This is a genomic window from Rosenbergiella collisarenosi, from assembly GCF_018494085.1.
Lineage (GTDB): Bacteria > Pseudomonadota > Gammaproteobacteria > Enterobacterales > Enterobacteriaceae > Rosenbergiella > Rosenbergiella collisarenosi.
The window spans coordinates 1-25,492 of sequence record NZ_JABBFP010000016.1 but is presented as its reverse complement, the minus strand read 5'-3'; the positions used below and the strand labels follow the sequence as shown (position 1 = coordinate 25,492).

Sequence of the window (25,492 nt, the reverse complement as noted above, 5' to 3'; positions counted from 1 at the left end):
GACGGCTTACGTTTCGCAATCCGTGAAGGTGGTCGTACCGTAGGTGCGGGCGTTGTTGCTAAAGTTATCGCTTAATTACGATAATATTTGACGTCATGCACATGAAAAGGGCATCATTTGATGCCCTTTTTATTCGCGATGATACAGAACCTGGCTCATCAGTGATTTTTTAGAAGCCAAATCATTGTTGAGACAGGCTCTGGGCGACGTTGAACTCCAGATGGTAAAATGCCGGCTGGGTTGGTTACCTCGCAACAATCGCGAGGTTTAATAGTTTTTGATTTATGGTGGTAGGTTGTTATGAGTGCAAGTACTGAAGCTCAGGCGAGTGGACGTGGCCTAGAAATAATCAAATGGGTAGTTGTCTTTGCGCTATTGATTATCGCAATCGCAGGTAACTACTTCTATCGTGAAGTTAATCTCCCACTTCGCGCGCTAGGCGTAGTTGTGATTATTGCGGTAGCGGGCGGCATTGCTTTTCTTACGACGGCAAAAGGTAAAGCAGCGGTTTCTTTTGCACGTGAAGCAAAAACCGAAGTGCGTAAAGTGGTTTGGCCAACCCGTCAAGAGACGCTGCAGACAACGGTTATTGTTGCGATCGTCACGGCAATTATGTCGCTCATTTTATGGGGATTGGATAGCATCCTAGTCCGCCTAGTATCCTTTATCACTGGTCTGAGGTTCTGAAATGTCTGAAGCACCTAAACAACGCTGGTACGTCGTTCAGGCGTTTTCTGGTTTCGAGGCTCGCGTAGCGGTTTCTCTGCGTGAACACATCAAACTGCACAATATGGAAGAACTTTTTGGTGAGGTAATGGTACCGACCGAAGAAGTTGTTGAAATTCGTGCAGGCCAACGTCGTAAAAGCGAACGTAAATTCTTTCCAGGCTATGTTTTAGTCCAAATGGTCATGAACGATGCAAGCTGGCACTTGGTGCGCAGTGTACCGCGCGTGATGGGCTTTATTGGTGGTACATCAGACCGCCCAGCGCCAATCAGCGACAAAGAAGTCGATGCCATCATGAATCGCTTGCAACAAGCGGGTGATAAACCACGTCCTAAAACCCTATTTGAACCGGGTGAAATGGTACGGGTTAGCGATGGTCCTTTTGCTGACTTCAATGGTGTTGTGGAAGAGGTTGACTATGAGAAGAGCCGCTTAAAGGTTTCTGTCTCAATCTTTGGCCGTGCCACTCCGGTAGAGTTAGACTTTAGTCAGGTAGAAAAAGCTTAATTTATCAGCGACAGTTGATTGCATAAGGCGCGAAATTTAATTATAATTTCGCGCCTTTTATATTTATGGGGTCTAGGCCCGATAGATTAAATAACCACGGGAAGCCTTTTTAGGCGCTATACCCAACAGAGGAATTATCATGGCTAAAAAAGTACAAGCCTATGTCAAACTGCAAGTTGCAGCGGGCATGGCAAACCCAAGTCCACCAGTTGGTCCAGCTCTAGGTCAACAAGGTGTTAACATCATGGAATTCTGTAAAGCGTTTAACGCAAAAACAGAAAGCCTAGAGAAAGGCCTGCCAACGCCAGTAGTTATTACTGTATACAGCGACCGTTCTTTCACCTTTATTACCAAAACTCCTCCTGCAGCCGTTCTTCTGAAGAAAGCAGCAGGTATTAAATCTGGTTCTGGTAAACCAAACAAAGACAAAGTCGGCAAAATTTCTCGCGCTCAACTGCAAGAAATCGCACAGACTAAAGCAGCGGACATGACTGGTGCAGACGTAGAAGCGATGACTCGCTCTATCGAAGGTACTGCTCGTTCCATGGGCCTGGTAGTGGAGGACTAAGAAATGGCTAAACTGACCAAGCGCATGCGCAATATCCGTGAAAAAGTTTCTGTCACCAAACAATACGACATCAACGAAGCTGTAGCACTGCTGAAAGAATTAGCGACTGCTAAATTCGTTGAAAGCGTTGATGTTGCAGTAAACCTAGGTATCGATGCTCGTAAATCTGACCAAAACGTTCGTGGTGCAACTGTCCTACCTAACGGTACTGGCCGTAGCGTTCGCGTTGCAGTATTTGCACAAGGTGCAAACGCTGAAGCGGCTAAAGCTGCAGGCGCAGAATTAGTGGGTATGGAAGATTTGGCTGACCAAATCAAGAAAGGCGAAATGAACTTTGACGTTGTTATTGCTTCTCCAGATGCAATGCGCGTTGTTGGCCAATTAGGTCAAGTTCTAGGCCCACGTGGTCTGATGCCAAACCCGAAAGTGGGTACTGTAACGCCAAACGTTGCTGAAGCAGTTAAAAATGCTAAAGCAGGTCAGGTTCGTTACCGTAACGATAAGAACGGTATCATCCATACCACTATCGGTAAGGTTGATTTTGATACTGATAAACTGAAAGAGAACTTAGAATCTCTGCTGGTTGCGCTGAAAAAAGCAAAACCAACTTCAGCTAAAGGTGTTTACATCAAGAAAGTTAGCCTGTCTACCACCATGGGTGCAGGTGTTGCAATCGACCAAGCTGGTCTGAACGCATCAACTAACTAAGTTGACATGGGTGGAAATTTGAACTAAAATTTGCGCCCATTCTCTCCTATGGAGAGCGCAATAGTCTGATTTACTCAGTACTATCGCAAGATTTTCGGTTGGAGCCTGGCCTTATCCAGGCCTCCGTCCAAGACCGCAGGTGTTTTGTAAAAGACTTAATTTCCTGCGTAGACGGTGACAGAACCTTAAAATTTTTTTCTGGATTCTGCTCACCGTATTCGCGCCCAAGTTATTTTAGTTTGGGTGAAGTGAGTTCTAGATAGGTAAACTATCTAGCTAAATAATCCAGGAGCACAAGCTAATGGCATTAAATCTTCAAGACAAACAAGCGATTGTTGCTGAAGTCAGCGAAGTAGCCAAAGGTGCGCTGTCTGCGGTAGTTGCGGATTCTCGCGGCATTACTGTAGATAAAATGACTGAACTGCGTAAAGCAGGTCGTGAAGCTGGCGTTTACATGCGTGTTGTTCGTAACACCCTGCTACGCCGCGTCGTTGAGGGTACTCAGTTTGAGTGCCTGAAAGACACGTTTGTCGGTCCAACCTTGATTGCATATTCTTTAGAACATCCGGGCGCAGCTGCGCGTTTGTTCAAGGACTTCGCGAAAGCGAATGCAAACTTTGAGGTTAAAGCTGCAGCCTTTGAAGGTGAGCTGATCCCGACGGAACAAATTGACCGTCTGGCAACGCTACCAACTTACGAAGAAGCACTGGCACGTCTGATGTCGACCATGAAAGAAGCCGCTGCAGGCAAATTGGTTCGTACACTGGCTGCTGTTCGCGATGCAAAAGAAGCGGCATAAGCCACTTTCTCTATCATTCGTGTTCGCTTACGTTTAAACTAATTCTGATTTTTAGGAACAATTGTTATGTCTATCACTAAAGACCAAATCCTGGAAGCTGTTGCAGCAATGTCCGTAATGGAAGTTGTTGAGCTAGTTTCTGCAATGGAAGAAAAATTCGGTGTTTCTGCTGCTGCGGCAGTAGCGGTTGCTGCAGGTCCTGCTGAAGCTGCTGAAGAGCAAACTGAATTCGACGTAATTCTGAAAGCTGCTGGTCCTAACAAAGTAGCAGTAATCAAAGCAGTACGTGGCGCAACTGGTCTTGGCCTGAAAGAAGCTAAAGATCTGGTTGAAGCTGCTCCAGCTGCAATCAAAGAAGCAATCAGCAAAGATGACGCAGCTGCACTTGAAGCTGTTCTGAAAGAAGCTGGCGCTGAAGTTGAAATCAAATAAGATAACCTTCGGGTTACAGTCTGAGTAGTTGCAGACTGATGGCTGGTGACTATAATGGTTGCCAGCCTTTTTGCGCTAAAGAGTTAAACTGGTGTTTCGCACTGTGTCTTCCAGATTAACTCATCAATATCTTTTTCTATCGACGACTTAATATATTGGTATCTCCGTGGGATTCCCTGTCTCGCTCTAGCAATGAAATGATTTAAGAGTGATAGAAAGACGTATTGCACCACAGGCTCTGTGTCTGGTGGTGAAAAATAATAACAGTGTTGCATAACTGTCCACTAAAGCGGACAACGTAGGCCGACTTGTCAGCGAGCTGAGGAACCTATGGTTTACTCCTATACCGAGAAAAAACGTATTCGTAAGGATTTTGGGAAACGTCCACAAGTTTTGGATATACCTTATCTCCTTTCTATCCAGCTTGACTCGTTTCAGAAATTTATCGAGCAAGATCCCGAAGGTCAACACGGCTTGGAAGCAGCTTTCCGTTCCGTATTCCCAATCCAGAGTTACAGCGGTAGCTCAGAGCTACAATATGTAAGCTTCCGGTTGGGCGAACCCGTCTTTGATGTACAGGAATGTCAGATCCGTGGGGTGACTTACTCAGCACCACTGCGCGTCAAGTTACGTCTTGTGATCTATGAGCGCGAAGCGCCAGAAGGCACAGTTAAAGACATCAAAGAACAAGAAGTATACATGGGTGAAATTCCACTCATGACGGATAACGGAACTTTCGTTATCAACGGTACTGAACGTGTTATCGTTTCCCAGCTTCACCGTAGCCCGGGTGTGTTCTTTGATAGCGACAAAGGTAAAACGCACTCGTCAGGTAAAGTCCTGTACAACGCGCGGATCATTCCTTACCGTGGTTCATGGTTAGACTTTGAGTTTGACCCGAAAGACAATTTATTTGTTCGTATTGACCGTCGTCGTAAACTGCCAGCTACAATCATTTTACGTGCGCTTGAGTACACGACTGAACAAATTATTGGTCTATTCTTCGACAAAGTTACTTATGAAATTCGCGACAACCGCTTACAGATGGAACTTGTTCCTGAACGTCTGCGTGGCGAAACTGCATCTTTCGATATCGAATCTAACGGTACTGTTTATGTTGAGAAAGGTCGTCGTATCACCGCTCGTCATATTCGTCAGTTAGAAAAAGATAAGATCCAACATATCGAAGTTCCAGTTGAATACATTGCTGGTAAAGTCGCAGCGAAAGACTATATCGACCAGGCTACTGGTGAGCTTATCGTTGCCGCTAACATGGAATTATCTTTAGATCTGTTAGCAAAACTGAGCCAATCTGGGCATAAACGTATTGAAACGTTATTTACCAATGATCTTGATCACGGTGCATACATTTCTGAAACATTACGTGTTGACCCAACTAGCGATCGCTTAAGCGCCTTGGTAGAAATCTACCGTATGATGCGCCCTGGTGAACCACCGACGCGTGAAGCGGCTGAAAATCTGTTCGAGAATCTGTTCTTCTCTGAAGACCGTTACGATCTCTCGGCGGTTGGCCGTATGAAATTCAACCGTTCATTAGGACGCGATGAAATCGAAGGCGCAGGTATTCTGAGTCATGACGACATCATCCAAGTGATGAAAAAACTTATCGGTATCCGTAATGGTATCGGTGAAGTGGATGATATCGATCACTTAGGTAACCGTCGTATTCGTTCTGTTGGCGAAATGGCAGAGAACCAGTTCCGTGTAGGCTTAGTCCGTGTTGAGCGTGCGGTAAAAGAGCGTTTATCTTTAGGTGATTTAGAAACATTAATGCCTCAAGATATGATCAATGCGAAACCGATTTCTGCAGCGGTCAAAGAGTTCTTTGGTTCAAGCCAGCTTTCACAATTTATGGACCAAAACAACCCATTATCAGAAATCACGCACAAACGTCGTATTTCTGCTCTGGGTCCAGGTGGTCTTACGCGTGAGCGTGCGGGCTTTGAAGTGCGTGACGTACACCCAACGCACTACGGACGTGTATGTCCAATTGAAACGCCTGAAGGTCCGAACATCGGTCTTATCAACTCACTCTCTGTTTACGCACAAACTAACGAGTATGGTTTCCTAGAAACCCCGTATCGTCGCGTAGTTGATAGTGTTGTAACGGATGAGATCCATTATTTATCAGCGATCGAAGAAGGAAACTTCGTGATTGCCCAGGCGAACACCAACCTGGATGATAATTTTGGTTTCATCGACGACTTAGTGACTTGTCGTAATAAAGGCGAGTCGAGCTTGTTTAGTCGTGATCAAGTTGACTATATGGATGTCTCTACGCAACAGATTGTTTCTGTTGGTGCGTCGTTGATTCCATTCCTAGAACACGATGATGCAAACCGTGCATTGATGGGTGCAAACATGCAACGTCAAGCCGTCCCTACCTTACGCGCTGATAAGCCGTTAGTAGGTACTGGTATGGAACGTGCGGTTGCGGTCGATTCAGGGGTAACTGCGGTTGCTAAGCGTGGTGGTACGGTTCAATACGTCGATGCGTCACGTATCGTTATCAAAGTTAATGAAGATGAAATGTACGCAGGTGAAGCGGGCATTGATATCTATAACCTGACCAAATACACGCGTTCTAACCAGAACACCTGTATCAACCAAATGCCTTGTGTGTCACTCGGCGAGCCGGTTGAACGTGGTGATGTCTTGGCTGACGGTCCGTCAACTGACCTCGGTGAGTTAGCGCTGGGCCAAAACATGCGTGTGGCATTCATGCCATGGAATGGTTATAACTTCGAAGACTCCATCCTCGTTTCTGAGCGTGTGGTTCAAGAAGATCGTTTCACTACCATTCACATCCAAGAGTTAGCTTGTGTGTCACGTGACACTAAGCTTGGTTCTGAAGAAATTACTGCTGACATCCCTAATGTCGGCGAAGCTGCGCTCTCTAAACTTGATGAGTCTGGTATCGTCTACATTGGTGCTGAAGTTAAAGGCGGCGATATCTTAGTTGGTAAAGTGACACCTAAAGGTGAAACTCAACTGACTCCAGAAGAAAAACTGCTACGCGCAATCTTTGGCGAAAAAGCCTCAGATGTTAAAGATTCATCTTTACGCGTACCGAACGGTGTTTCTGGTACAGTTATCGATGTTCAAGTCTTTACACGCGATGGTGTCGAGAAAGATAAACGTGCTCTAGAAATCGAAGAGATGCAGCTGAAGCAGGCTAAGAAAGACCTGTCTGAAGAGTTGCAAATCCTCGAAGCAGGTTTATTCAGCCGTATTCAAAACGTCTTGATCGCGGGCGGTGTTGAAGCTGAAAAACTCGATAAGTTACCACGTGCACGTTGGTTGGAGCTGGGCCTTACTGATGAAGAGAAACAAAATCAGTTAGAGCAGTTGGCTGAACAGTACGACGAGCTGAAGCATGAGTTTGAAAAGAAACTTGAAGCTAAGCGCCGTAAGATTACTCAAGGTGATGATTTAGCACCGGGTGTTCTGAAAATTGCTAAGGTTTATCTGGCGGTTAAACGTCAAATTCAGCCTGGTGATAAAATGGCGGGTCGTCACGGGAACAAAGGTGTTATCTCCAAGATCAACCCGATCGAAGATATGCCGTACGATAAAGATGGTACGCCAGTCGATATCGTATTGAACCCACTGGGCGTTCCATCACGGATGAACATCGGTCAGATCCTCGAAACTCACTTGGGTATGGCTGCAAAAGGTATTGGTGACAAAATCAATACCATGCTGAAACAACAGCAGGAAGTGGCTAAATTGCGCGAGTTTATTCAACGCGCTTACGACTTAGGGACTGATATTCGTCAAAAAGTCGATTTAAGCACTTTCTCTGATGAAGAAGTGTTACGTCTTGCTGAGAATCTGAAAAAAGGTATGCCGATTGCAACACCGGTATTTGATGGCGCAAAAGAAAGCGAAATCAAAGAACTGTTGACGCTTGGTGATATCCCGACCTCTGGTCAGATCACGCTATTTGATGGTCGTACCGGTGAGCAGTTTGAGCGTCAAGTAACCGTCGGTTACATGTACATGCTGAAACTGAACCACTTGGTTGACGATAAAATGCACGCACGTTCTACCGGGTCTTATAGCTTGGTTACTCAGCAGCCGCTGGGTGGTAAAGCTCAATTCGGTGGTCAGCGTTTCGGTGAGATGGAAGTATGGGCACTTGAAGCTTATGGTGCTGCTTATACCCTGCAAGAAATGCTTACTGTGAAATCGGATGACGTTAATGGTCGTACGAAGATGTATAAAAACATCGTCGATGGCAATCATCAGATGGAACCAGGCATGCCGGAATCCTTCAACGTATTGTTGAAAGAGATCCGTTCTCTGGGTATTAACATCGAGCTGGAAGACGAGTAAGCACTCGATTTTCTACTGGTTACAGGAGAGCTGGCTGCGGGCCGCTCTCCTGAGAAGTCTCACTCCGACGGGAGCTAATCCGTGAAAGACTTACTTAAGTTTCTAAAAGCGCAAACCAAGACCGAAGAGTTTGATGCAATTAAGATCGCTCTGGCCTCGCCAGATATGATCCGTTCCTGGTCATTCGGTGAAGTTAAAAAGCCAGAGACGATTAACTATCGTACCTTTAAACCAGAGCGTGACGGTCTTTTCTGTGCACGTATCTTTGGACCGGTAAAAGACTATGAGTGCTTATGCGGTAAGTATAAGCGCCTTAAACACCGTGGTGTGATCTGTGAAAAATGTGGTGTTGAAGTTACTCAGACTAAAGTACGCCGTGAGCGTATGGGTCACATTGAGTTAGCAACGCCTACTGCGCACATTTGGTTCCTGAAATCATTACCTTCGCGTATCGGTTTATTACTCGATATGCCTTTGCGTGATATCGAACGCGTACTGTACTTCGAATCTTATGTTGTGATCGAAGGCGGTATGACTAATCTTGAAAAGCGCCAGATCCTAACTGAAGAGCAGTATCTGGATGCCTTAGAAGAGTTTGGTGACGAATTCGACGCCAAGATGGGTGCAGAAGCCGTTCAAGCCCTGTTGAAAAACATGGATCTTGTGCAAGAGTGCGAGCAACTTCGCGAAGAGCTGAATGAAACTAATTCAGAAACTAAGCGCAAGAAGCTGACTAAGCGTATCAAGCTGCTTGAAGCCTTCGTTCAATCTGGAAATAAACCAGAGTGGATGATCTTAACAGTACTGCCAGTTTTACCACCGGATCTTCGTCCTTTGGTACCGCTGGACGGTGGACGCTTTGCGACATCAGATCTCAACGATCTTTACCGTCGTGTGATCAACCGTAACAACCGTTTGAAACGTCTGTTGGATCTAGCTGCGCCAGATATCATCGTTCGTAACGAAAAACGTATGTTGCAAGAAGCGGTTGATGCATTACTGGATAACGGTCGTCGTGGACGTGCTATCACTGGATCGAACAAACGTCCTCTGAAATCGCTCGCCGATATGATCAAAGGTAAGCAAGGTCGTTTCCGTCAGAACTTGTTAGGTAAGCGTGTCGACTACTCTGGACGTTCAGTTATTACTGTTGGTCCATACCTGCACCTGCACCAATGTGGTCTACCGAAGAAAATGGCGTTGGAATTGTTCAAACCATTTATCTACGGAAAATTAGAATTACGCGGTCTTGCGACAACCATTAAAGCTGCGAAGAAAATGGTTGAGCGTGAAGAGGCGGTTGTTTGGGATATCTTGGATGAAGTTATCCGTGAGCACCCAGTGTTACTTAACCGTGCACCAACGCTTCACCGTCTAGGTATTCAAGCCTTTGAACCTGTCCTGATAGAAGGTAAAGCGATTCAGCTTCACCCGTTGGTCTGTGCGGCGTATAACGCCGACTTCGATGGTGACCAAATGGCTGTGCACGTGCCGCTGACGCTTGAAGCGCAGTTAGAAGCCCGTGCGCTAATGATGTCTACTAACAACATCTTGTCTCCAGCGAACGGTGAGCCAATCATTGTTCCTTCTCAAGACGTTGTATTGGGTCTGTATTACATGACCCGTGATCGTGTTAACGCCAAAGGCGAAGGCATGGTTCTGACTGGTCCTAAAGAAGCTGAGCGCGTATACCGTGCTGGTCTTGCTGAACTGCATGCTCGCGTAAAAGTGCGTATCACTGAGTTCACTAAGACTGACGAAGGCGAATTAGTATCAAGTACAAGTATTGTTGATACGACGATTGGTCGTGCGATTCTATGGATGATCGTGCCTAAAGGTCTTCCTTACTCAATCGTTAACCAAGCGTTAGGCAAGAAAGCTATCTCTAAGATGCTTAACACTTGTTACCGTATCCTAGGCTTGAAACCAACAGTTATCTTTGCTGACCAAACTATGTACACCGGTTTTGCTTACGCTGCACGTTCAGGTGCTTCAGTAGGTATCGATGATATGGTGATCCCAGCAGCGAAAACTGAAATCATCGCTGAAGCAGAAGCGGAAGTTGCAGAAATCCAAGAACAGTTCCAATCTGGTCTGGTTACTGCAGGCGAGCGCTATAACAAAGTGATCGATATCTGGGCCGCAGCTAACGAACGTGTCTCTAAAGCGATGATGGAAAACCTGCAAACTGAGACGGTAATTAACCGTAACGGTGAAGAAGAACAACAGGTTTCCTTCAACAGTATCTACATGATGGCCGACTCTGGTGCTCGTGGTTCCGCCGCGCAGATTCGTCAGCTTGCAGGTATGCGTGGTCTGATGGCTAAACCAGATGGTTCAATCATCGAGACGCCGATTACGGCAAACTTCCGTGAAGGCTTGAACGTACTCCAGTACTTCATCTCAACCCACGGTGCTCGTAAAGGTCTTGCGGATACCGCATTGAAAACTGCTAACTCCGGTTACTTGACGCGTCGTTTAGTCGACGTTGCGCAAGACTTGGTCGTGACAGAAGACGATTGTGGTACTCACGAAGGTATCCTGATGACTCCGGTTATCGAGGGTGGCGACGTTAAAGAGCCATTGCGTGAGCGCGTATTGGGTCGTGTAACCGCAGAAGATGTATTGAAACCTGGTACTGCAGATATTCTTGTTCCACGTAATACATTAATGGATGAGCACATCTGTGACGTATTAGAAGAGAACTCGGTTGATAGCATCAAGGTTCGTTCAGTAGTAAGTTGTGCGACTGACTTCGGTGTGTGTGCAAACTGCTATGGTCGTGACCTAGCACGTGGGCATATCATCAATAAAGGTGAAGCCATCGGGGTTATCGCGGCACAATCAATCGGTGAGCCGGGTACACAGCTGACGATGCGTACGTTCCACATCGGTGGTGCGGCATCTCGTGCGGCTGCTGAATCAAGCATCCAAGTGAAGAATAAAGGGACTATCCGTCTAAGCAATGCTAAGTCGGTAACCAACTCAGCCGGTAAACTGGTTGTCACTTCACGTAACACCGAATTGAAGATGATCGATGAGTTTGGTCGTACTAAAGAGAGCTATAAAGTTCCTTACGGTGCGGTCATGGCGAAAGGTGATGGCGAGCAGGTTGAAGCGGGCGATACCGTTGCAAACTGGGATCCGCACACCATGCCAGTTATCACCGAAGTAAACGGTTTTGTACGTTTTGTTGACATGAATGATGGCCAAACCATCACGCGTCAAACTGACGAGCTGACAGGCCTCTCTTCGCTGGTGGTCATGGACACTGCAGATCGTACTTCAGGTGGTAAAGACCTCCGCCCAGCGATCAAAGTTGTTGATGCGAAAGGTGATGATGTCATGCTGCCAGGTACTGATATGCCAGCACAATACTTCCTGCCAGGCAATGCAATTGTCCAGCTTGAAGATGGTGTACAAATCAGTTCAGGTGATACTGTAGCGCGTGTTCCTCAGGAATCTGGCGGTACTAAAGATATTACCGGTGGTCTGCCACGTGTTGCTGACCTGTTTGAAGCGCGTCGTCCGAAAGAGCCGGCGATTCTGGCAGAAATCAGCGGTATCATCTCCTTCGGTAAAGAAACCAAAGGTAAGCGTCGTTTAGTGATCACACCAGTTGATGGTAGCGATCCGTACGAAGAGATGATTCCTAAGTGGCGTCAGCTGAACGTCTTCGAAGGTGAGCGTGTTGAACGCGGTGATGTAGTGTCAGATGGCCCAGAGTCACCTCACGACATCTTACGTCTACGTGGCGTACACGCAGTAACTCGTTATATCACTAACGAAGTACAAGAAGTTTACCGTTTACAAGGCGTTAAGATTAACGATAAGCATATCGAAGTTATCGTTCGTCAGATGTTACGTAAGGCAACGATTGCCTCTGCCGGTAGCACCGACTTCTTAGAAGGTGAGCAAGCAGAAGTTTCACGTATCCTGATCGCTAACCGCGAACTAGAAGCGAATGGAAAAATTTCTGCAACATTCCATCGCGACTTGTTAGGGATTACCAAAGCGTCACTGGCAACTGAGTCATTTATCTCTGCAGCATCGTTCCAAGAAACGACGCGCGTGTTAACTGAAGCAGCCGTGGCAGGTAAACGTGATGAATTACGTGGTCTGAAAGAGAACGTTATCGTTGGACGCTTGATCCCAGCCGGTACCGGTTATGCATACCATCAAGAACGTATGCGCCGTCGCCAGCAAGGTGAAACACCTGTAGCACCACAAGTGACTGCAGATGAAGCTTCCGCGAGCCTAGCAGAGCTGCTAAATGCAGGTCTGGGTGGTTCAGACGAGTAATTAGATGTGTTAATGAAAAACCCTGCTTAGGCAGGGTTTTTTTATGTCGTCCTACTTCTTCCCTGTTAAGGATCCTGAATGAAGATGCGATGGAAGTTACTCCCACTGCTCGCAGGGATGTTTTTCAGTACACTATGTGACGCGTCTGAACCGGTGCAACGGTTATTCCAGCAATGGCAAGTTACCTGTAACAATCTTAACGATTGTGATGTCCGAAACGCGAATCCGGACGAAGACATTCGGATTATTTTGACTTATCAAGCCGGGCCTAGAGGCGTTATCTCATTGGATATGGCAGGATATGATAGCGATACCCCGGAAGGCATATGGGTTGATGGTAAGCGTTGGCAAACGACTTTGGCATCGCATCAAGCCGATAGTCGTCACGATGCAGCCGGTTATTCATCAAATTCTCTAGTACAAATACAAGCCTTTCTGCAGCTCCTTACGAATGCCTCTACGCTCTCTCTCTCGCAGGATGCTGATGAAGGTACCTCGTTGGCTGGACTGATGGGTGCGCTTAATTTTATTGATGAACGGCAAGGACGATTACATAATCGTACTGCGCTTCTCGCTCCAGGCGAAGCCAACGCGAACGATGTTCCCCATCGTTATGCTGTGGAGCCGCGATTAGCGGGGCTAGCTAAGCCTTTACCCTTAAAAGATCCTCGTCAATTGATTGAGACGGTACTCACCTCTCAAGCCAGTCTCCTTGCCGACCAAGAATGTACTCCTGAGGATGAGACATTACAGAAAAGTAGTGCGAAACCTCTCGATAGTCTGCATGCACTAGTAATGATTAATTGTGTTACGGGGGCTTATCAATCTTCGTCGCTTATTTTTGTAGTGCCGAGAAGCCATCCTGAGCGTGCCAAGATGCTAGATCTACCGATCCCTTTGCGGAGTAATCAGGGCGATGCACAAAGTATTAGCTGGTTTACCGATCCGCAGTACGATGTTCAACGAGGCCTGCTTTATCATGCTGCTCGTGGCCGTGGACTAGCCGATTGTGGTGAAAGCGCAGTGTGGCGATTTAATGGAAAAGGTTTCGAGCTAATGAGCTATCACAACCAACCAACCTGTGATGGTGGGGAACCAGGAAATTGGCCGTCGGTATGGTTAAGCCCGGGCTTTAAAGAGACAAAGTGAGCAGATGCTCACTCTGTTATATCAGTTTTTAACGCTGTTCAGTAATCAATTGCTGAAAAGCGGTAACGGCCGCATGCCAGTCGGCGGCTTGTGTAATAGCACTGACCACCGCGATGCTGCCGACCCCTGTCTGCAGTACGTCTTTGGCTCTCTCTAGAGAGATCCCGCCGATCGCAACTGTTGGGATGGCCCCGAGCCTTGCAACATGTTCAGCCACTTTGTTAACACCTTGCGGTGGCATGGCCATTGCCTTTGTTTGGGTAGTGTAGACAGGTCCTAGTGCAATGTATGAGGGATTAATAGGTAAAACCCGGTCAATTTCTTCATCGCTGTGTGTCGAAACGCCGAGCCTCAGTCCTGCTTTAGCAATAGCCGCTAAATCCGCCGTCAATAAATCCTCTTGCCCCAAATGAACTCCATAAGCCTGATATTCGATAGCGAGTTGCCACTCGTCATTGATGAATAACCGAGCATTATATTCCCTAGCTAAGGCTATGGATCGGTGGATTTCTGAGCGTTTAAGCGCTGAGTCAGAGTGTTTAATACGTAACTGCAAGGTTTTTACCCCTACAGTTAGTAAACGCTCTATCCAAATAACGCTATCGACGACGGGATAGAGGCCGAGATGTAACGGTACGCTGGGAAATTGCATGGTATTAGGTCCGCTCTATTTCTGGAAGGATAGGTGTATAGATTTCGCCACCCACATTCTTAAACTGTTTAGCCATTTTCTGCATTTGTCCCTCAATATCTTCAGTAAGGGGATTTTCTCTAGGATTTTCCTTGGCGAATTGCCTCACCTCTTGACTGATTTTCATCGAGCAGAATTTCGGGCCACACATTGAGCAGAAGTGAGCGACTTTGCCAGAGGCTTGTGGCAGGGTTTCGTCGTGAAACCTCCGTGCAGTGTCAGGATCTAATGCTAAGTTAAATTGATCCTCCCACCGAAACTCGAATCTCGCCTTTGACATGGCGTTATCTCTCACCTGCGCGCCAGGGTGACCTTTAGCTAAATCGGCAGCATGTGCCGCGATTTTATAGGCAATGAGACCCTGTTTGACATCCTCTTTGTCTGGCAATCCTAGATGCTCTTTTGGCGTGACGTAGCAGAGCATGGCACAGCCCAACCAGCCAATAAAGGCTGCACCAATGCCCGAAGTAAAATGATCGTAACCGGGAGCAATGTCGGTGGTTAACGGTCCGAGGGTATAAAAGGGCGCTTCCTCACAGTGAGTTAACTGTTCTGTCATATTACGTTGGATCATGTGCATGGGCACATGGCCAGGGCCTTCAATCATCACCTGCACATCGTATTCCCATGCAATCTTCGTGAGTTCACCTAACGTTCTTAGCTCGGCGAATTGTGCCTCATCGTTGGCATCTTGAATCGAGCCAGGGCGTAACCCGTCGCCCAAGGAGAGCGAGACATCATAGGCCGCGCAAATTTCGCATATTTCCCTAAAATGTTGGTAAAGAAAGTTCTCTTGGTGATGGAATAAGCACCACTTTGCCATAATTGATCCGCCACGTGAAACAATCCCTGTCAGGCGTTTGGCCGTCATAGGGACGTAACGGAGTAACACACCGGCATGGATCGTGAAGTAGTCGACGCCTTGCTCCGCTTGTTCAATCAGCGTATCGCGAAAGAGAGGCCAATCGAGATCCTCTGCAATACCGTTAGCTTTTTCTAATGCTTGATAAATGGGAACAGTACCGATGGGCACTGGACTGTTACGCAGAAGCCATTCTCGAGTCTCATGGATATTGCGTCCAGTAGAGAGATCCATAATCGTGTCGGCTCCCCAGCGTGTCGCCCAGACCAGTTTCTCGACTTCTTCCTCTATAGAAGAGGTGACCGCAGAGTTGCCAATATTCGCATTTACTTTTACCAAGAAGTTTCTACCAATAATCATTGGTTCAGATTCAGGATGATTTATATTAGCCGGGATGATAGCGCGCCCTGCGGCCACTTCCTGGCGAACAAATTCAGCCGTAATTTCTTGCGGGGTCTGTGAGCAGAAAGGGGCGCCAGGATGTTGTTGCAATAATTCGCTATCGGGAAGTGTCGCGCGGCCTAGGTTCTCCCTGATGGCAATAAACTCCATTTCCGGAGTGATGATACCGCGCCGAGCGTAATGGAGTTGTGTGACACAAGTACCCGCAGTGGCTTTACGGAATTGAAACGGTTTTTGAAAGCGGATCGTTTCTAGTGTCGCATCTAATAAGCGCTGTTGGGTATAGTCAGAGGCGGTATATTCGATTGTACTAGAGTCTCCTCTTTCAGCTATCCACTCGGTACGCAGCGGCGCAATACCATTATGCACATTAGGAGAGGACGCAGGATCGCCAAAGGGGCCGGAGGTATCGTAGATTGGAATCGAAGGGTTTTCTTCATAAACCGAGGCATCGCTATTTAGCGTGGGTGAGAGGTGGATCATCCTGACCGGGACGCGGATATCATTCCTTGTACCTAACAACCATTCTCGGGTTGAGTTTGGAAAAGTCGCACCAGTAAGATCTTGTAGAAATTCTTGCGCGCGTTGGCGCTTTTCTCGGCGTGATAATGTTTCAGACATAGCAGTTTCTCGACATTGGAAGAAAAATGCTTGTCCGGAGTTCGGAAGGAGCAATGTACCCTGAATGAGGTGAAGACGGCCCAGGGTAAAAAATCGGCTCTTGTTCCCTTCGCAGGTACTAACCTGATCAGGTTCCGCGGATCCCGAATTAACGGTCTCAGCCCATAAGGGCACTCCGACAAGATAAATAAGCTAACTTGCTTTTATAGCAGAGAGGATTGCTCCCCTTAACGCACCATAACCTTATTCAGAATAATTGACAATAGCCACTATCAACTGTCCAACGTTGGCGTCGTCAAGGCAATCTGGCTCTGAACACTTTTAGCTGGCATCGGGACTACTGACGCTAAAGTCGGTTGAGTTTGTTGAGACGTTACGAGTTCGGTCGACAATAGCATCTGATCTTCCAAATCGAATAATGAGTCAAGATGAAGACCTACCTGTGAAATGGCTTCACGTAACTTAGGAACTTCACCCTTGGATATTGCGGGTTCTAAATAAGTATCATGCAGTGCAAGTAGCGTATCCGTACTGGTTTCGAGTTGAGGATAGAAAGCGCTGATGATTTTTAGTTGGTCTTGAGAAGCTAAAAGCATCTCGATTTGTTGGTAGTGCTTAAAATGTCCCGATGAAAGGTAGTCGACTAAGCTCGCGCAGAAAGTGTTTAGAACGGTATCGTCACAGATCTCGTTAGAATTTTTCTTTGTCGTGAGTTCTACGAGTTGATAGTAAGCAACCAACAATTGCCGGCGGCTAGCGAGCCACTGATCAATCATAGGGTGACTCACTGTAATTTTTTCACTTAAGTTAGCTAATTTAGTCAGCATAATAGGCTGCTCCGAATAAGGTTAGTTACTTAAGCGTAGACTATATTATTTAAATCATCTGACTTTAAGGAGGCGTCGTGTGGCTAAGAACGACAGTGTAATGGCGGAAGAGGGCTGGTGGGTGTGTAGTGATGGGCGAAATGTCTGGTTACCTAATGGGGAGATCCCTTGCGCGAATGCGGCAGACCTAGGCCTAGATAGCGGACTAGCGCGGCAAATAGGTGAATACCTTGGTAAACCTTGCTGGTTACTTTGCCAAAGTCAGCCCACCGACATGGAAAATGTTCGCCGCTTACTGAACGCTGATAAACAGCTTTTTCAGCTGGTAGGACGGGGTGTCCAACTCGCTGAGTTCTATCGTTCACATCGCTGGTGCGGATACTGTGGTAGCGAAATGCAGCATTCCGAGAAAGAGTTTGCATGCCTCTGTGATAACTGTGGTGAGCGCTACTACCCACAGATCGCCCCCTGCATTATTGTCGCAATTCGCAAGGGAGACACTATTTTACTGGCGCAGCATCAGCGGCACAAACGGCCGATTTTTACCGTACTAGCCGGATTCGTTGAGGCAGGTGAAACATTGGAGGAGTGCGCGCATCGAGAAGTCATGGAGGAGAGTGGGTTAAAAATTAAGAATCTTCGCTACGTAGCCTCCCAACCTTGGCCTTTTCCACACTCTTTGATGTGTGCGTTTACGGCAGAATATGAGAGCGGAGAAATCAATATTGATCCTCATGAACTTAAGAGCGCGGGGTGGTTTAACGTTTCACAGCTCCCGTTAATACCTGAAGTTGGAACTATTGCACGCCGTTTGATTGAAGACACAATCGTGCTTTGTCGCCGAGACTAACAGAAAGCTGATCTCACACAATATTCTTATTGTTGATTTACGGTATTACCTATCGCCCATGCGCAATGATCAATTCACCCTATTATGGGTGCTATGGGCTATATGGGGGATTTTACTTATCGCTTATATTTCCCCTCATCTCTCTCTCGTCAATGGGATCCTACTTGCTACGGTATGGGTAGCGATATGCGTTGCCGTGGCGGTTTATTTTCGTCAACAATCTATAAGAGTATTTATGTTTAAAGCTAAAAAGAAAACGAATGAATTCGACCCTATAAAAAATGAGTTAAATTTATCTATTACTGAATCCACGCCACCGAAAGAAGAACGTGTAATAAAAGAAACATTGATTGCGAAAGGAACACTACTTAGCGGTGAAATTAGTAACGAATCGGACGTATTAATAGAAGGGAGCGTAGTAGGCGACATTCGTAGTAGCCGCTCAATTCGTATCGGTAGGGAAGGGAGGGTACAAGGCACATTAACTGCTGATAAAATCACTATAAACGGGTATTTGCAGGGTCGATGTGAAGCTACTGCAGTTAAGATCCTCTCACAAGGGCGTCTAGATGGCGACATTCACGCCAGTGAACTATCGATTGAACGGGGCGGTATCTTTAACGGTAATTCTCAGTATACGATTGAGAAGGCAGCAAAAAATACGGTAGGTTCAAGTAAAGATAATGTCGCGCCATTGCTCTCACTCGGGAGTCTCGAGGACTCTGCAAAAGTTACAAACTCGAAATAAATACAAGTGATAGCGGTAGGCGAACGACGATGTTAAGAAAATAATTTAGTCTGTAGTCGCCACGATTTTTTTAAATAACTGTTACACTAGGCTGAGACTAAAGAGAGCCTAGAAAATGAATGAATTAAAAAACGATCGCTATTTACGTGCTTTGTTACGCCAGCCTACGGATGTGACGCCTGTTTGGATGATGCGCCAAGCGGGACGTTATTTACCAGAATATAAGGCAACCCGAGCTGAAGCCGGAGACTTTATGTCTCTATGTAAAAATGCCGAGCTTGCTTGTGAGGTTACGCTACAGCCGTTACGCCGTTTTCCGTTAGATGCAGCGATTCTCTTCTCCGATATCTTAACTATCCCCGATGCAATGGGGCTCGGTCTCTATTTTGAGGCAGGAGAGGGGCCACGCTTTAGTTCGCCTATTCAAACCATTGCTGACGTCAAAAAGCTTCCAATCCCTGACCCTGAACAAGAATTAGGGTATGTCATGAATGCCGTACGCACTATCCGTAAAAACTTACGAGGTGAAGTGCCGTTGATTGGTTTTTCTGGTAGCCCCTGGACGCTGGCGACCTACATGGTGGAAGGTGGTGGGAGTAAGGCATTCACTAAAGTGAAAAAAATGATGTATGCCGAACCTGCAGCCCTACACTTGATGTTAGAAAAAGTGGCTGAGAGCGTCACGAGTTACCTTAACGCACAGATTAAGGCCGGTGCGCAATCGGTAATGATTTTTGATACGTGGGGCGGGGTATTAACCGGTAGGGATTATTTAGAATTTTCACTTAACTACATGCATAAGATTGTCGATGGGCTGATCCGTGAACATGAAGGTCGTCGCGTGCCTGTGACACTCTTTACCAAAGGCGGCGGGCAGTGGTTGGAGCAAATCGCAGACACTGGCTGTGATGCTATTGGACTCGACTGGACGACACGTATCGATGAAGCGAGACAGCGAGTGGGGCATCGTGTCGCCCTACAAGGTAACATGGATCCTTCTATCCTCTATGCGCAGCCAGCGCGTATTGAAGCCGAGGTCCAAACTATTCTCGATCAATATGGTCAAGGTAGTGGGCATGTTTTCAATTTAGGTCATGGCATACACTTAGATGTCCCCCCTGAAAATGCTGGGGTGTTCGTCGAGTCGGTTCACCGGCTCTCTGCCGCTTACCACCGCTAATCGTGAGCCATAATCTCGCGCAATTGAAAGCCCTGCAGATACAGTACGCCGCGGAAGTTATTCAACACGATACACCGGGCGACCTCTCCCCACGATTTATCGCGGGGGGAGATGTAGGTTTTGAGGCGCAGGGCTCAATAGCGCGAGCGGCCATGGTTGTCATGACGTGGCCGCAACTAGCACTGGTCGATTATCAAGTGGCTCGCGTTCCTGTCACGCTACCCTACATTCCTGGCTATCTCTCGTTCAGAGAGCTTCCGGCATTGGAAGCGGTATGGCAGAAAATTACCATCAAGCCGGATTTACTGTTTATTGATGGGCAAGGGGTGGCCCACCCACGAGGCTTAGGTGTCGCGAGTCATTTTGGGCTGGTCGCCGATATTCCTACCATCGGTGTGGCAAAGCGGCGATTATGGGGTGAGTATAATGAAGTCGGTGCGAACCCTGGGACCACATCGGCGCTTCATTACCAAGATAAATCGATCGGCTGGGTATTACGCAGTAAAATCCGCTGTAACCCACTATTTATTTCCGTTGGGCACAAAATTAGCGCTGCCTCAGCATTATATTGGACACAACAATGCTTACGGGGTTATCGCCTACCCGAACCTACGCGTTGGGCAGATGCTGTAGCCTCTAATCGCCCGAGTTTTCAGCGATGGTTAGCCCGACAATAACGCTGATAAACCTGTTGATTTGCGATACACTGCCAGCAGCGATTTAATAATGAGTATCCTGAATGTTACGTAACCCAATCCATTTGCGCCTCGCTAAGCTTGAAAGCTGGCAGCATGTTACCTTTATGGCATGCCTCTGTGAGCGTATGTACCCTAATTATCAAGTCTTCTGCCACGATACCGGCTTCGCTGATGCCCATCTTTATCGGCGTATCCTCGATCTCGTTTGGGAGACTCTATTGGTCAAGGATGCGAAAGTTAATTTCGACAGCCAGCTGGAAAAATTTGAAGAAGCTATCCCCTCTGGCGACGATTTTGAGATTTACGGGGTATATCCTGCCATCGATGCATGTGTCGCATTGAGCGAATTGGTTCACTCCCGCTTAAGCGGTGAAACTTTAGAGCACGCTGTCTCAGTGAGCGAGACGTCGATTACTACCGTCGCAATGCTCGAGATGACGCAAAGTGGGCGTGAGCTTTCAGACGATGAACTGAAAGATAACCCTGCGGTAATTGATGAGTGGGACGCTCAGTGGGAGATTTTTCGCCTGCTTGCTGAGTGTGAGGAGCGTGACTTTGATTTGATCAAAGGACTCCGCCAAGACTTACGCGAAGACGCAATAAGTAATATTGGTGTGTTTTTTGAGCAAAAAAATTAAGAAATTTGGTATCGAAGCCAAATAACCTGTACTGAAGGCTTCACAATCGCCCCCTGTCTAGTCTACATTTGAGGGGCTAATCTTGAGGCTATCAGAACGCGGCGGCAGAAAAGGGTTTATCGATTCTTTTTGCTCTCGTGACTGGCAAGCGATAAATACACTTTAAGGATAACTTATGAACAAGACTCAACTGATTGATGCGATCGCCGAAAAAGCGGATCTGTCTAAAGCCCAAGCTAAAACAGCTCTGGAATCGACTCTTTCTGCGATCACTGAGTCTCTGAAAGAAGGTGATGCGGTTCAGCTAGTAGGCTTCGGGACTTTCAAGGTTAATCACCGTGCAGAGCGTACTGGTCGTAATCCGCAAACTGGTAAAGAGATCAAAATTGCTGCAGCAAATGTTCCTGCATTTGTTTCCGGTAAAGCTCTGAAAGATGCAGTGAAATAAGCGTATCTTTACAGTGATAGGTTTGATCGGAAGGGGAACTCTCCCCTTCTTGATCTCTTCCTTGGTTCCCTCGTATACATTGCAGAGATAGCTATGCGCTTGCTCTCTTACCGACCTCTACTTATCCTTCCTGTTATTTGTTCGCTCTGTAGTTGCGCCCTATTCAAAACGAAGCCCGAAAGTCATGCGACCGGGTATTTAGCTGACAGGGGTGTAGTACGAATTTGGCAGCATACATCGTCTGCAGGCTTTACGACGCTTGATACCATTTTTACCCCTTTCAACGGGTCAAATGAGACTGAAACACGCTACCACTGGAATCAACAGCAGTTGGTCAGTATCTCAAAAAAATCTTTACAAGGTCCCGAAGATAGCCTCGACGCTCGCTTCAGTCGTATCGATGGCACTACGACGTTTATGCAACGGAAGTCTGCAGTGAATCGGCAACCCTTAACGGTTAACGAACTTGAACTGGCAAAGTTTGAAGCACAACGCATTGCAGAAGTGAGTCGCGATCTGATTAGTGGGCGAGTCGCGTTACATCAAGGGCGCTGGCTAGCTGCCCAACAGGTAGAGAGTTGTGAAGGGGCGCTTGAGCAATTTTCGTTCGAGAATAAGGATAATGCCCAGCTAAATCGTCTATCACGACAAGCACCGGTCTATGTAGCGTGGTTAGATGCACCAGAAGGCCAGCAGGTACTATTAATGACCGCACGCAATATATGCCAACAGCGGCCTGACGTTGAGAAAAAGTAGAGGCTAAGAAAAAGTGTTAGCCTCTACTGATTATTATGCGCGACTTATAGCGCGATACCCAATGTCATGGCGGTAGAAACTTCCCTCCCACTGGATCTGGCTTGCTAACTGATAAGCCGCTCGTTGCGCATCGGCGATAGTGGTACCGAGGGCTGTGACACAAAGCACTCGCCCACCGATAGTTTTTACCTCATCGCCAGACAACGCGGTCCCAGCATGAAATACTTTGGTATCGTTATTGTCGTTCTGAGGTAATCCCTTGATGATATCGCCCTTACGGTAGGCATCAGGATAGCCGCCAGCTGCGATCACAACCCCAAGTGCTGCGCGTTCATCCCATACCGAGTCCACCTGATCCAAACGGCCGGTGCTACCCGCTAGGCATAACTCAACTAAGTCGGATTGTAGACGCATCATGATGGGCTGAGTCTCAGGATCACCAAATCGACAATTGAATTCGATGACTTTAGGTTGACCCGTAGCATCAATCATTAATCCGGCATAGAGGAAGCCAGTATAAGAATTACCTTCTTGAGCCATACCCTTCACGGTGGGCCAGATGACCTGATCCATGACGCGCTGGTGGATATCATCAGTGACGACAGGTGCAGGAGAATACGCCCCCATCCCTCCAGTATTCGGGCCAGTATCGCCATCACCTACGCGCTTGTGGTCTTGGCTGGTGGCCATTGGAAGGACATGTTCACCATCGACCATTACGATAAAGCTCGCCTCTTCACCCTCAAGAAACTCCTCAATCACGATACGATGCCCGGCGTCACCGAAGGCATTCCCCGCTAACATATCGTTGATTGCTGCCTCTGCTTCTTCGAGCGTCATCGCGACGATGACCCCTTTACCTGCCGCTAGGCCATCAGCCTTGATCACGATAGGTGCGCCTTTCTGGTGTAAATAAGCGAGAGCCGGCTCAATCTCTGTAAAATTTTGGTAGTCCGCAGTCGGGATTTTGTGGCGTTCTAAGAAATCCTTAGTAAAAGATTTCGACCCTTCTAATTGGGCGGCGGCTTGTGTGGGGCCAAAGATAGTCAAGCCTTCACGTTGAAACGCATCAACAACACCTAAAACTAAAGGTGTTTCAGGGCCGACGATGGTTAAGCCAATCTCTTCGCGTTGTGCGAAGGCAAGTAACCCAGGAATATCCGTAGCGTCGATCGCCACATTCTCTAGCGTTGGCTCAAGTGCCGTTCCGGCATTACCTGGTGCCACAAAGACTTTAGTCGCTAGGGGGGATTGAGCTGCTTTCCATGCCAAGGCATGCTCACGCCCACCATTACCGATAATTAGAATATTCATTAACTAAGACCTCGTCATTAGTGGCGGAAATGCCGCATTCCAGTGAAAATCATCGCAATATCGTGTTCGTCTGCAGCGGCGATCACTTCTTCATCGCGAATCGACCCGCCTGGCTGAATGACACAACGTATACCTACGGCAGCAGCTGCATCAATACCATCGCGGAAGGGGAAGAAAGCGTCTGACGCCATTGCTGAACCACTGACTTCTAGGCCCTCATCGGCGGCTTTAATACCAGCAATTTTCGCTGAGTAGACCCGGCTCATTTGGCCCGCACCAATGCCGATAGTCCGATTATTTTTTGCATAGACAATCGCATTGGATTTAACGAATTTGGCGACTTTCCAGCAGAAGAGGGCATCGCGTAATTCTTCTTTAGTCGGTTGACGCTTAGTGACGACAGTTAATTCATCCTCACTAACCATTCCTAAGTCGCGGTCTTGTACCAACAAGCCACCGTTAACCCGCTTGAAATCGTAAGCAGGCTGACGTTGTTGCCACTCACCACAGGTGAGGACGCGTACATTTTGTTTAGTGGCCGTAATGGCTAATGCCGCTGCACTGATACTCGGCGCGATAATCACCTCAACAAATTGGCGGCTAATGATGGCCTGTGCTGTCTCTGCATCCAATTCACGGTTGAATGCAATAATGCCACCAAACGCTGAGGTTGGATCTGTTGCATACGCTAGGTTGTAAGCGTCGAGTAGATTCTCTGCTGTCGCCACGCCGCAGGGATTAGCGTGCTTTACGATGACGCAGGCTGGCTGCTCGAATTCTTTAACACACTCAAGCGCGGCGTCCGTATCAGCAATGTTGTTATATGAAAGCGCTTTACCCTGACGTTGGACGGCTGTCGCGACCGAGGCCTCTGAAAGCGTGTCTTCTATATAGAAGGCAGCGTGCTGGTGACTGTTTTCACCATAACGCATATCTTGTTTTTTGATGAGGCTAAGATTCAACGTTCGTGGGAATTGCCCAGAAGGGGTTTTCTCTTCACTGTGGTAGGCAGGTACTAAACGTCCAAAGTAATTGGCAATCATTCCGTCGTATGCAGCGGTATGCTCGAAAGCCTTAATCGCGAGGTCAAAACGTGTCGCTAAGCTTAAGCCTCGATCATTGTCGGCCAACTCTTTTAATAGAGGGGAGTAGTCAGTACTGTTAACGACGATTGCGACGTCTTTATGGTTCTTCGCTGCTGAGCGAACCATGGTAGGTCCGCCGATATCGATATTTTCGACCGCATCTTCCAGAGTGCAATCTTCATTTGCGACGGTTTTTGCGAAAGGGTAGAGGTTTACAACAACCATATCGATCGGCTGGATATGATGTTCTGCCATGACCGCAGCATCTTTATCTCGGCGTCCGAGAATACCGCCGTGGATTTTAGGGTGTAGCGTTTTGACGCGTCCATCCATCATTTCTGGAAAGCCAGTGTAGTCTGACACTTCTGTAACAGTTAATCCCGCTTCTGCTAATAAGCGAGCTGTACCGCCAGTTGAGAGGAGTTCGATACCGTGTTCAGCGAGGCCTCGTGCAAAGTCAACGATCCCCGTTTTATCAGAGACACTAAGTAAGGCACGGCGTACAGGACGATGTTGCATAATAGAAGTAAACCTCTGGAGTTGCAGTTTGGAAAGATAAAAGCGTCATCGCTTTTATCATTAACAGGGCTTTATTGTAGCGAAAACGTTTGCGTGGATCTCGCGTTAAATGAAAATTTTAAGGCTTTGTGAGTAAATCTGTGGATAACAACGTATAACCCCGGCTTTTGCTGTGGAATGCAGCAGTCAGTATTATTTTAGTAAAAAAGGTATTGCGCCTTTTTTGGAACTCCCTATAATGCGCAACCACTGACACGGCAAAGCACGATACGCAGCGCGGTGACAGGGACTGAAGCGATTCG

General features: G+C 47.3%; 22 protein-coding genes and 1 riboswitch. Of the genes, 17 read left to right on the top strand and 5 right to left on the bottom strand.

The window, feature by feature from the left end:
- From HGT70_RS16190 to HGT70_RS16145, 10 genes are all read left to right on the top strand, one after another.
- Positions 1-75: EF-Tu C-terminal domain-related protein (locus tag HGT70_RS16190; RefSeq protein WP_197724836.1), on the top strand; the 75-nt coding region annotated here is incomplete at its 5' end.
- Positions 76-300: 225 nt separating this feature from the next.
- Positions 301-687 (top strand): preprotein translocase subunit SecE, encoded by a 387-nt coding sequence (gene secE / locus HGT70_RS16185; RefSeq protein ID WP_071433326.1) that lies wholly within the window; start codon positions 301-303, stop codon positions 685-687.
- 1 nt (position 688) lies between these two features.
- On the top strand, positions 689-1,234 hold the full coding sequence (gene nusG / locus HGT70_RS16180) for a transcription termination/antitermination protein NusG (RefSeq protein ID WP_048912868.1): 546 nt from the start codon (positions 689-691) through the stop codon (positions 1,232-1,234).
- A 139-nt stretch (positions 1,235-1,373) separates the two neighbouring features.
- Positions 1,374-1,802: a 50S ribosomal protein L11 gene (gene rplK / locus HGT70_RS16175; protein ID WP_048912867.1), complete on the top strand. Its 429-nt coding sequence runs from the start codon at positions 1,374-1,376 to the stop codon at positions 1,800-1,802.
- 3 nt (positions 1,803-1,805) lie between these two features.
- Positions 1,806-2,510 carry a 50S ribosomal protein L1 gene (rplA, locus tag HGT70_RS16170; RefSeq protein ID WP_071433328.1) on the top strand — a complete coding sequence of 235 codons (705 nt, stop codon included), beginning with the start codon at positions 1,806-1,808 and terminating at the stop codon, positions 2,508-2,510.
- A gap of 301 nt (positions 2,511-2,811) precedes the next feature.
- Positions 2,812-3,309, top strand: coding sequence for a 50S ribosomal protein L10 (gene rplJ, locus HGT70_RS16165; RefSeq protein ID WP_071433330.1), 498 nt, complete (start codon positions 2,812-2,814; stop codon positions 3,307-3,309).
- Between the two features lie 66 nt (positions 3,310-3,375).
- Entirely contained in the window at positions 3,376-3,741 is a 366-nt protein-coding gene (gene rplL, locus HGT70_RS16160) for a 50S ribosomal protein L7/L12 (protein WP_071433332.1), read from the top strand.
- Between the two features lie 330 nt (positions 3,742-4,071).
- Entirely contained in the window at positions 4,072-8,100 is a 4,029-nt protein-coding gene (gene rpoB, locus HGT70_RS16155; protein WP_214196545.1) for a DNA-directed RNA polymerase subunit beta, read from the top strand.
- Positions 8,101-8,181: 81 nt separating this feature from the next.
- On the top strand, positions 8,182-12,402 hold the full coding sequence (gene rpoC / locus HGT70_RS16150; protein WP_071433336.1) for a DNA-directed RNA polymerase subunit beta': 4,221 nt from the start codon (positions 8,182-8,184) through the stop codon (positions 12,400-12,402).
- A gap of 78 nt (positions 12,403-12,480) precedes the next feature.
- The gene (locus HGT70_RS16145; protein WP_157725202.1) at positions 12,481-13,551 is read left to right on the top strand and encodes a DUF1176 domain-containing protein; all 1,071 of its coding nucleotides are present in this window, start codon (positions 12,481-12,483) and stop codon (positions 13,549-13,551) included.
- A 28-nt stretch (positions 13,552-13,579) separates the two neighbouring features.
- Here HGT70_RS16145 and thiE read toward each other — a convergent pair whose 3' ends face one another.
- The 3 genes from thiE to HGT70_RS16130 form a co-directional block, all read right to left on the bottom strand.
- A complete protein-coding gene (thiE, locus tag HGT70_RS16140) occupies positions 13,580-14,203 on the bottom strand; it encodes a thiamine phosphate synthase (RefSeq protein WP_214196544.1) in 624 nt (207 codons plus the stop codon).
- 4 nt (positions 14,204-14,207) lie between these two features.
- On the bottom strand, positions 14,208-16,127 hold the full coding sequence (gene thiC / locus HGT70_RS16135; protein ID WP_214196543.1) for a phosphomethylpyrimidine synthase ThiC: 1,920 nt from the start codon (positions 16,125-16,127) through the stop codon (positions 14,208-14,210).
- 87 nt (positions 16,128-16,214) lie between these two features.
- Positions 16,215-16,315, bottom strand: a riboswitch (TPP riboswitch).
- An 84-nt stretch (positions 16,316-16,399) separates the two neighbouring features.
- Positions 16,400-16,954 carry an Rsd/AlgQ family anti-sigma factor gene (locus tag HGT70_RS16130; protein WP_214196542.1) on the bottom strand — a complete coding sequence of 185 codons (555 nt, stop codon included), beginning with the start codon at positions 16,952-16,954 and terminating at the stop codon, positions 16,400-16,402.
- A 79-nt stretch (positions 16,955-17,033) separates the two neighbouring features.
- Between HGT70_RS16130 and nudC the strand changes: the two genes are divergently transcribed.
- The 7 genes from nudC (at position 17,034) to HGT70_RS16095 (ending at position 22,272) form a co-directional block, all read left to right on the top strand.
- On the top strand, positions 17,034-17,804 hold the full coding sequence (nudC, locus tag HGT70_RS16125; protein WP_338327982.1) for an NAD(+) diphosphatase: 771 nt from the start codon (positions 17,034-17,036) through the stop codon (positions 17,802-17,804).
- Between the two features lie 235 nt (positions 17,805-18,039).
- Positions 18,040-18,552, top strand: coding sequence for a bactofilin family protein (locus tag HGT70_RS16120; protein WP_214196541.1), 513 nt, complete (start codon positions 18,040-18,042; stop codon positions 18,550-18,552).
- A gap of 115 nt (positions 18,553-18,667) precedes the next feature.
- On the top strand, positions 18,668-19,732 hold the full coding sequence (hemE, locus tag HGT70_RS16115) for a uroporphyrinogen decarboxylase (RefSeq protein ID WP_214196540.1): 1,065 nt from the start codon (positions 18,668-18,670) through the stop codon (positions 19,730-19,732).
- A gap of 2 nt (positions 19,733-19,734) precedes the next feature.
- Positions 19,735-20,409: a deoxyribonuclease V gene (gene nfi / locus HGT70_RS16110; protein WP_214196539.1), complete on the top strand. Its 675-nt coding sequence runs from the start codon at positions 19,735-19,737 to the stop codon at positions 20,407-20,409.
- A gap of 62 nt (positions 20,410-20,471) precedes the next feature.
- Positions 20,472-21,068, top strand: a complete 597-nt coding sequence (locus tag HGT70_RS16105) for a YjaG family protein (protein WP_071433352.1) — start codon at positions 20,472-20,474, stop codon at positions 21,066-21,068.
- Between the two features lie 175 nt (positions 21,069-21,243).
- On the top strand, positions 21,244-21,516 hold the full coding sequence (hupA, locus tag HGT70_RS16100) for a nucleoid-associated protein HU-alpha (RefSeq protein ID WP_048911275.1): 273 nt from the start codon (positions 21,244-21,246) through the stop codon (positions 21,514-21,516).
- Positions 21,517-21,609: 93 nt separating this feature from the next.
- Positions 21,610-22,272 carry a DUF1481 domain-containing protein gene (locus HGT70_RS16095; RefSeq protein WP_071433354.1) on the top strand — a complete coding sequence of 221 codons (663 nt, stop codon included), beginning with the start codon at positions 21,610-21,612 and terminating at the stop codon, positions 22,270-22,272.
- Between the two features lie 33 nt (positions 22,273-22,305).
- Here HGT70_RS16095 and purD read toward each other — a convergent pair whose 3' ends face one another.
- Both purD and purH read right to left on the bottom strand, forming a co-directional pair.
- Positions 22,306-23,586, bottom strand: a complete 1,281-nt coding sequence (gene purD, locus HGT70_RS16090; protein ID WP_214196538.1) for a phosphoribosylamine--glycine ligase — start codon at positions 23,584-23,586, stop codon at positions 22,306-22,308.
- Positions 23,587-23,603: 17 nt separating this feature from the next.
- Positions 23,604-25,193: a bifunctional phosphoribosylaminoimidazolecarboxamide formyltransferase/IMP cyclohydrolase gene (gene purH, locus HGT70_RS16085; RefSeq protein ID WP_071433358.1), complete on the bottom strand. Its 1,590-nt coding sequence runs from the start codon at positions 25,191-25,193 to the stop codon at positions 23,604-23,606.
- Positions 25,194-25,492: the final 299 nt, after the last annotated feature.